The sequence below is a fragment of the Actinacidiphila sp. bgisy160 genome, assembly GCF_057707815.1.
Map to the genome: position 1 here is coordinate 75,024 of NZ_JBYIQW010000035.1, position 7,131 is coordinate 82,154.

A 7,131-nucleotide genomic window follows, 5' to 3' on the forward strand; every position below is an offset into this window, starting at 1 on the left:
CCCGGGCCCCCCGCTCCGGTCCTTTGACCGGCGCCCCGCGGGGGCGGCTTCTTCGACCCGGCCGCCCCCGCGCCCCGACGACCCGGCCGATGCACTGCACCGCCACACGCTGCGGACCGCCGCGATGGGCGCCCGGCTGCTGGGCCGGCCCGAACAGCCGCTGGGGGCCCGCCGCCAGGCCGAAAGCAACGCTGAGGACTGCCAGGGGATGCCGCAAGGCGCCCGGGCGGCTCGCGCCTACGAGTCGACGCCGTCCGCACGGGGGATGGGATGGGCGGACGGCGCGGGGGACGCTTCGGCCCTGGCCGCGTCGGCGAGGGCCGCGGCGGCGGCTTCTGCGGCCTGTACCGTGTCGCTGGCGGCCTGGGCAGCCATGTCGTCCGACGGCGGCTTCTCGCGGGTGGCCGGCGACTTGGGCAGCACCTCGCTGAAGGCGCGGGACACGCCCTGGAGCGCGGAGGTCACCTCGCTGGGGATCACCCAGAAGGTGCTCCCAGGGCCCTGCGCGAGTTGGGGCAGCATCTGGAGATACTGCCAGGCGAGCAGCTTGGGGTCGGGGTCGTTGCGGTGCACGGCCTGGAACACCTCGTCGATGGCTCGTGACTGGCCCTCGGCCTGGAGGATCGCAGCCGTGCGGTTGCCCTCCGCGCGCAGAACCGCGGCCTGCTTGTCGCCCTCGGCGGTGAGGATCTGCGACTGGCGTTGCCCCTCGGCCCCGAGGATCGCGGCCCGCTTGTCCCTCTCGGCCCGCATCTGCTTCTGCATGGCGTCCTTGATGGACTGCGGAGGGTCGATGGCCTTGATCTCCACCCGGTTGACCCTCAGCCCCCACTTGCCGGTCGCCTCGTCCAGCACTCCCCGCAACTGGCTGTTGATGGTGTCCCGTGAGGTGAGGGTCTTCTCCAGGTCCATGGACCCCACGACGTTGCGCAGAGTGGTGACGGTGAGCTGCTCGACCGCCTGGAGGAAGTTCGCGATCTCGTAGAAGGCCGCTCGTGGGTCGGTGACCTGGAAGTACAGCACGGTGTCGATCTCGACGACCAGGTTGTCCTCGGTGATGACCGGCTGCGGCTTGAAGGACACGACCTGTTCTCGGAGGTCGATCACCGGATGAACGCGGTCTATGTAAGGGATGACGAGGCTGAGACCGGGTTTCAGGGTCCGGTGGTAACGGCCGAGTCGCTCCACATTACGGGCGCGCGCCTGGGGCACGATACGGACCGCCCGCACCACGGTGAAGACCGCGAACAGTGCGACGATCAGGCCGGCGATCAGAAACGCCGTGGTCTCCATGTTTCAGTCCCTTGGGTAGACGATTGCGGTGGCACCACTGATCTCTATGACGTCGACGGTCGCTCCGGGAGGAATCACCAGCGTTTCGTCGTAGGCCCGGGCCGTCCACTCCTCGCCGTCGATACGGACCCTTCCGCCCAGGCCCGTCACCTCGGAGACGACGTAGGCGGCCTTGCCGACGAGTGCCTCCACGCCGAAGCGCTCTGACTGGGGCTGGAGAACATGACGTAGCGCGACCGGGCGCACGAACAGCACGGTGACCGTGGCGACGATGGTGAACACGAGGAACTGGAAGGGCGGCGGCAGCCCGACCGCGGCGGATCCCGCTGTGACCAGGGCGGCCACACTGAGCATTCCGAGCGCCGCGGTGAGCGTGAGGATCTCCGCCACAGCCAACACGGCTGCAATGATCAACCAGATCAGCCATGGATCCATTTGCGTGCCTCTTCTGACCGGAACGGGTACGAAGGGCCTGTCTCTCACCATTGGACCCCGGTGAGGCACCGCCGCGGTACCCCTGGGAGGAAACGGCTCGCGTTGCCGGACACAGGCGCCCTCCCGGGCCCTCGTGTGCCGTGCCGCGAATATCGGCGATCATGGGCGCCCGACCGCCGGGGTGGCCCGGGCCACCCGCTGTGGCGATGACGCCGACAGCAGGTCGTAAAGAACACGTAAAGACTGCCGGAATCCGGCAATGACCCTGTGCGTGGTCCGTGGCAACATCGCGCTGTCTTGGGGAGATCGGCGTGCCGGCGAAGGGGGGCGGGATGGAGTGGTTTCTCGGTCTTGGCATCGCCGGACTGGTGGTGCTGGCGCTGGCCCTCGTCTTCGACGGCATCCTGGACGGGCTTCTCGACGGGCTGGGTGGCCTGGACGGAGTGCTGTCCCTGCCCGCGATCGCCGGATTCGTGTCGATGCTCGGCTTCGCCGGCGCGATCACTTTGGGCACAACGGGCCTCGGGACGGCGTTCGCGGTCGGGGTGGGGGTGGCCGCGGGGGGCCTGGCGGGATGGCTGACCTGGAGGTTCAGCCAGGCGCTGATGCGCGGGCGGACCGCGGTCGCCCCCCGTGGCGACGACCTCATCGGCGGCTCGGGCACGGTGGTCACCGCCATCCCGGCGGACGGCTACGGCGAAGTGCTCGCGTACCTGGCGGGCCAACCCGTGAAGCTCGCGGCCAGGAGCACGGTCCCGCTGCCGCGGGGCACGAGGGTGTGGGTGGAGTCGGCGCTGTCGGCCACCTCTGTCGCCGTGCGGCCCGTGGACCACTGAGCGCCCCGGCCACTCACGCGTCTTTGTCGTATCTGTACTGATCAAGGGAATCCGGCATGAGCCCAGTACTCACCGCTGCGGTGGGCATCGTCGTACTCGTCGTCCTGCTCGCCCTCGTCGTCATCACCCGCTACAAGGTCGCCGGCCCCAGCGAGGCGTTCATCGTCACCGGCCGGCGTGGCAAGAAGTCCACCGACCCTGAGACCGGACGCGTGTTCACCGACAACAGCGGTCAGAAGGTCGTGGTCGGCGGGGGCGTGTTCGTCGTGCCCTTCGTCCAGCAGAAGTTCACCCTGGACCTGTCCAGCCGGCACATCCCCGTGGCCGTACGGGGCGCCGTCACGCTGCGAGGGGTGAAGGCCCACTTGGAGGGCGTCGCGATCGTCAAGGTCGGGGGAACCGAGGACTCCATCCGCGCGGCGGCCCAGCGCTTCCTGATGCAGCAGGACGGCATCGTCGGCTTCACCCAGGAAGTCCTGTCGGGCGCTCTGCGCTCCATCGTCGGGCGGATGTCCGTGGAGGACGTCATCCGTGACCGGGCGGCGTTCGCCGGACAGGTGGCCGAGGAGGCGGAGGCCAGTCTTTCCGGGCAGGGCCTGGTCCTTGACGCCTTCCAGATCCAGGACATCACCACCGAGGGCTCCTACCTGGAGGACCTCGGACGGCCCGAGGCCGCCCGGGCCAAGCAGGAGGCGGACATCGCCGAGGCCCTGGCGCGGCAGGCCTCGGAGCAGGCACGGCTCAAGGCCGAGGAGGAGATCGCGATCGCCCAGCGGACGTTCGCGCTCAAGCAGGCCGAGATCAAGGCCGAGACGGACGAGGCCGCCGCCCGCGCCGCTGCCGCCGGCCCGCTCGCCGAGGCCGCCCGCAGCCAGGAAGTCCTCACCGAGCAGGAGAAGGTCGCCGCCCGCCAGGCCGCGCTGACCGACCGCGAACTCGACACCAGGGTCCGCAAGCCCGCCGACGCCGCGCGGTACCAGGCCGAGCAGGAGGCCGAGGCCCGCCGCATCGCGCTGGTCAAGGAGGCCGAGGCGGACGCCCAGCGCTCCCGGCTGACCGGCGAGGGCGAGAAGGCGCACCGCGCCGCACTCGCCGACGCCGTACGCATCGAGGGCGAGGCGCAGGCCGCGGCCATCGCCGCGAAGGGGTCGGCCGAGGCCGAGGCCATGCAGAAGAAGGCCGACGCCTTCGCCCGGTACGGCGACGCCGCGGTGCTGCAGATGCTGGTCGAGGTGCTGCCCCAGGTCGTCGCGAAGGCGTCCGAGCCGCTCGCCGCCGTGGACAAGATGACCGTGATCTCGACGGACGGCGCGAGCCAACTGTCCCGCACGGTCGCGGACAACGTGGCCCAGGGCATGGAACTGCTCAGCTCCACCACGGGAGTCGACCTCGCCGATCTGCTCAAGGGCCTCGCCAAGCGGGGCTCCGCGGCGCCCGCCCACCCCTCCCCCGAGGCGCCCAACGGCAGGGTCGAGATCACCGACTGACACCGCGGGAAGGCGGAAGCCGTGCGGGACCGGCGTGATGGTACCCGCGGACCCGGCCGACGCTCTCACCTACGCGGTCGGGGCCGGACCCGTATCAGCGGGACTGCCCGCAGGCGCTCCCATGAGGGAGCGCCTGCGCCGACCCCGCCCGGACGCTCCCAGAGTGAGGGGATTCCGTTCACCCACGGACCGCCTTGCCCGCATCGGCGCACACGAGATCCTCACCACCCCTGCCGAGCAGGCGACATGGCGCGCGATCCGCGTGCTCATGCGTCTCGCACCCGAGACCGGCCTGCGGCTCCTGCTGCGCAGCGCGCTCTTGATCATCGGCCGCTAGACTCCCGGGGTTCGGATGGTGTCAGTGGACCGGAAGGCCAAGCCATGGACGATGACCGTTGGGACCGGTGGCCGGAGCCGTGGGTGGGCACGGACTGCGACATGCGGACCGTCGTGGGTGCGATCCCGCGGGAGGTCAAGGACGGGTTCAGATACGACCAGATCCCATGGGAGCGGTTCCCGCATTGTTACGGTCCGGGCGAGGAGGTTCCCGGTCTCCTCGCAATTCTCGCCTCCGGTGACACTGACGCCGCCCGGCGGGCGTTGGGGAACCTGTGGGAGTACCTGCATCACCAGGGCAACGGGATCGCGGTGGGAGCACTGGCGGTCCCATTCCTACTCCGGATCGCGGCCGCCGGGTCCCCCGAGCTCCGCGCGGAGACTCTCCAGCTGGTCGCCGAGATCGCGCGGTGCCAGCACTTCGGGGACGGCAGCCGCGAAGGTCTCCTCCAGGTCGCCGAGGATCCACAGGACGCGGACGGCACCACAATGTGTCCGGTGGACTGGACAATTCAGGCCGCCCGCGCTGCGATCACCGCGGATCTGCACCTCCTGCTCCCCCTTCTACCCGACCCCGATCCCGAGGTCCGCTCCGCCACGGCCTTCGTCCTGGCGACGGCGACCGGCGAGATGGCGCGCATCTCGTCCGCCCTCGACAACCGGCTGACCGTGGAAGACGACCCGACGGTCCGGGTGAGCCTGGTTCTGGCGATCGCCCAACTCGCCCGCGAAGACCACAACGAGTCCGTTGCCGCATGGACCCGGACCCTGTGGTCGGACGCCGCCCAACCGCTCGAGACTCGCGTCGGCGCCGCCCTCGCCTGGCTGTGCCTGGTCGACGACCCCGTCCCTGACGAACTCCGCACCCTCCTCACCGATCCCGGCACCGACCAACTCGGCGAACTGTTCCAACAGGTGCCCTGGCTCCCTCCGGTCGACTACTACGGCAACGCACTGCGCAGCTGCATCGACGAAATGCTCGCGCGGGATGTCCCTGGGAAGGACTCGTTCTCGCCCTGGGCCTGAGCCCCTCCCAGGCCATGGACGACGAGCCCCGCTGGGACACCGCCCGCCGCCTCCTGCACGAAGACACCCTGGGGCCCGAAAGCCGCCTCACCGGCCCGCCGTTGCTCCTCTACGCCCAATGGCCTACCGCGATCTCCCGCCTCACCGTCGACCACATCGAGGAGACCGACGAAGCCGTCCGTAGCCGTTTCGGCGCCGTCCCGGTCAAGCTTCCCGCGCCCGTCGTTGAACACGCTTTCCTGGCGCACTTCAAGAAGCGCAAAGTGTCCACCGACACCTGCGCTCGTCCCTTTCGGGTGTTCATGAACACGCTTGCATTCGTTGCTCGCTCCTCCGGCCGGACCCGCCCCAGCGCGGCCGGTTGGAGGCAATTCGCGACAACCTCGTCGCCCGCTTAGCTGAGGCGGGGCGTGAGGGCTGGCTCGGCAAAGTCGAAGGACTGAAAGTCAGCCTCGCTGGTGCGGAGGACAAGCGCGCCCAGATGGACGCCACCGCAGCCCGCACGGCCGCGGCGGTCGATCTCTGAATGCCTGGCTTCACGCCGGCCGCTGGACGCTCCAGCGACGCGTGACGACGGATATGCTTCGGTGGCTCAGTAGATTGGGAGCGCTAATTTGGGGGTGCCATGGGTCGGCCGTTGCTGTTCCTCGACGTCGACGGACCCCTGAATCCGTATGCGGCGAAGCCCGAGAAGCGCCCCGAGGGCTACACCACCCTTCGCGTCCCACAGGAGAGCGGGGCAGCTGGGGGGCACGGGAGACTGGGGACCCACATGGGGCCGCTACGGGTATGGCTCAACCCCGATCACGGGCCGGCACTGCTGGCTCTCGGCTACGAGATCTGCTGGGCCACAACGTGGATGAGCGACGCGAACACGTGGATTGGACCTACGCTCGGTCTGCCTGAACTGCCGTTCGTCGACTTCGGTGATGCCCTGCTCAACGAGCGCCCTGATGGCGTTCATTGGAAGTTGGAGCCATTGGTGGAGTACGCCAAAGGCCGACCGTTCGCTTGGGTGGACGACGAACAGAGCGACGCGGATCACGCACACGTGGCTGCCAATCACCACGCAGCCGCTTTGCTCCACCACGTCAATCCACGGATTGGCCTGCGGAACGACGACTTCACTACCCTCGCGGCCTTCGCAGTATCCATCGACACTTCGACGAACACTCCCTGAGCTTCAAGCGGCCAAGCCTAGTTCAGAGGAGCCTGTGTCCGTTGCCCGACGCTCCGCCTCGACCTCACCCAGGTCTTCCGGCCAGGGCTTGATCAAGTTCCTTGAGTGTCGGGGTTGTTGGTGATGCCCAGGAGTGGGAGTGCTCGTTCTGGCTGGTCGCGGATCGCCCGGGTGGTTTTGGCGATGTTGGCGGCTCCGAGGATCTTGAGCAGGCCGATGGCGAGGTTGCGGAGGGTCGCCATGGCGCGGGGTGCGGTGCCGGTGTGGATGGTGGAGGCGTCCTCGGCGAAGGTCACGTCTCTGACGTGGTGCAGGGCCTCTACCGTCCAGTGGCCGCGGATCGCGGTGGCGAGTTCGGCGGGGGTGGTCTGGTGGGCTTCGAGGCTGGTGACGGCGTAGACGGTCTCGCGGCTCTCGCGTCGGCCTGTCTGCCGGCGGCGACGGTGGACGCGGATGGCCAGTCGGGCGTAGGGGAAGGCGATGCCACCGAGTTCGTCCGCGATGCCGCAGGTCTTGATCGAGCGGGACTCGCGGCGGC

At 69.3% G+C, this 7,131-nt stretch carries 8 protein-coding genes and 1 pseudogene; 6 read left to right on the top strand and 3 right to left on the bottom strand.

Annotated elements, in window-relative coordinates; translation table 11 throughout:
• Positions 1–237 precede the first annotated feature (237 nt).
• Together AC3EUJ_RS24975 and AC3EUJ_RS24980 are read right to left on the bottom strand one after the other, a co-directional pair.
• Entirely contained in the window at positions 238–1,293 is a 1,056-nt protein-coding gene (locus tag AC3EUJ_RS24975) for an SPFH domain-containing protein (RefSeq protein WP_431964974.1), read from the bottom strand.
• Between the two features lie 3 nt (positions 1,294–1,296).
• Positions 1,297–1,728, bottom strand: a complete 432-nt coding sequence (locus tag AC3EUJ_RS24980) for an NfeD family protein (protein ID WP_431964976.1) — start codon at positions 1,726–1,728, stop codon at positions 1,297–1,299.
• A gap of 332 nt (positions 1,729–2,060) precedes the next feature.
• On the opposite strand from AC3EUJ_RS24980, the gene AC3EUJ_RS24985 reads away from it, so the two are divergent.
• The 6 genes from AC3EUJ_RS24985 to AC3EUJ_RS25010 all read left to right on the top strand — a co-directional run bounded on the left by AC3EUJ_RS24985 (position 2,061) and on the right by AC3EUJ_RS25010 (position 6,593).
• On the top strand, positions 2,061–2,564 hold the full coding sequence (locus AC3EUJ_RS24985) for a hypothetical protein (protein WP_431964978.1): 504 nt from the start codon (positions 2,061–2,063) through the stop codon (positions 2,562–2,564).
• 56 nt (positions 2,565–2,620) lie between these two features.
• Complete coding sequence (locus AC3EUJ_RS24990) at positions 2,621–4,051, top strand: flotillin family protein (protein ID WP_431964980.1); 1,431 nt, start codon at positions 2,621–2,623, stop codon at positions 4,049–4,051.
• Between the two features lie 163 nt (positions 4,052–4,214).
• Complete coding sequence (locus tag AC3EUJ_RS24995; protein ID WP_431964982.1) at positions 4,215–4,388, top strand: hypothetical protein; 174 nt, start codon at positions 4,215–4,217, stop codon at positions 4,386–4,388.
• 44 nt (positions 4,389–4,432) lie between these two features.
• Positions 4,433–5,413, top strand: a complete 981-nt coding sequence (locus AC3EUJ_RS25000; RefSeq protein ID WP_431964984.1) for a hypothetical protein — start codon at positions 4,433–4,435, stop codon at positions 5,411–5,413.
• Between the two features lie 14 nt (positions 5,414–5,427).
• Positions 5,428–5,811, top strand: coding sequence for a hypothetical protein (locus AC3EUJ_RS25005; RefSeq protein WP_431964986.1), 384 nt, complete (start codon positions 5,428–5,430; stop codon positions 5,809–5,811).
• A 227-nt stretch (positions 5,812–6,038) separates the two neighbouring features.
• Complete coding sequence (locus tag AC3EUJ_RS25010) at positions 6,039–6,593, top strand: hypothetical protein (RefSeq protein WP_431964988.1); 555 nt, start codon at positions 6,039–6,041, stop codon at positions 6,591–6,593.
• A 92-nt stretch (positions 6,594–6,685) separates the two neighbouring features.
• Here the strand turns inward: AC3EUJ_RS25010 and AC3EUJ_RS25015 are convergent.
• Positions 6,686–7,131, bottom strand: a pseudogene (locus AC3EUJ_RS25015) (ISAs1 family transposase); the annotation flags it as partial.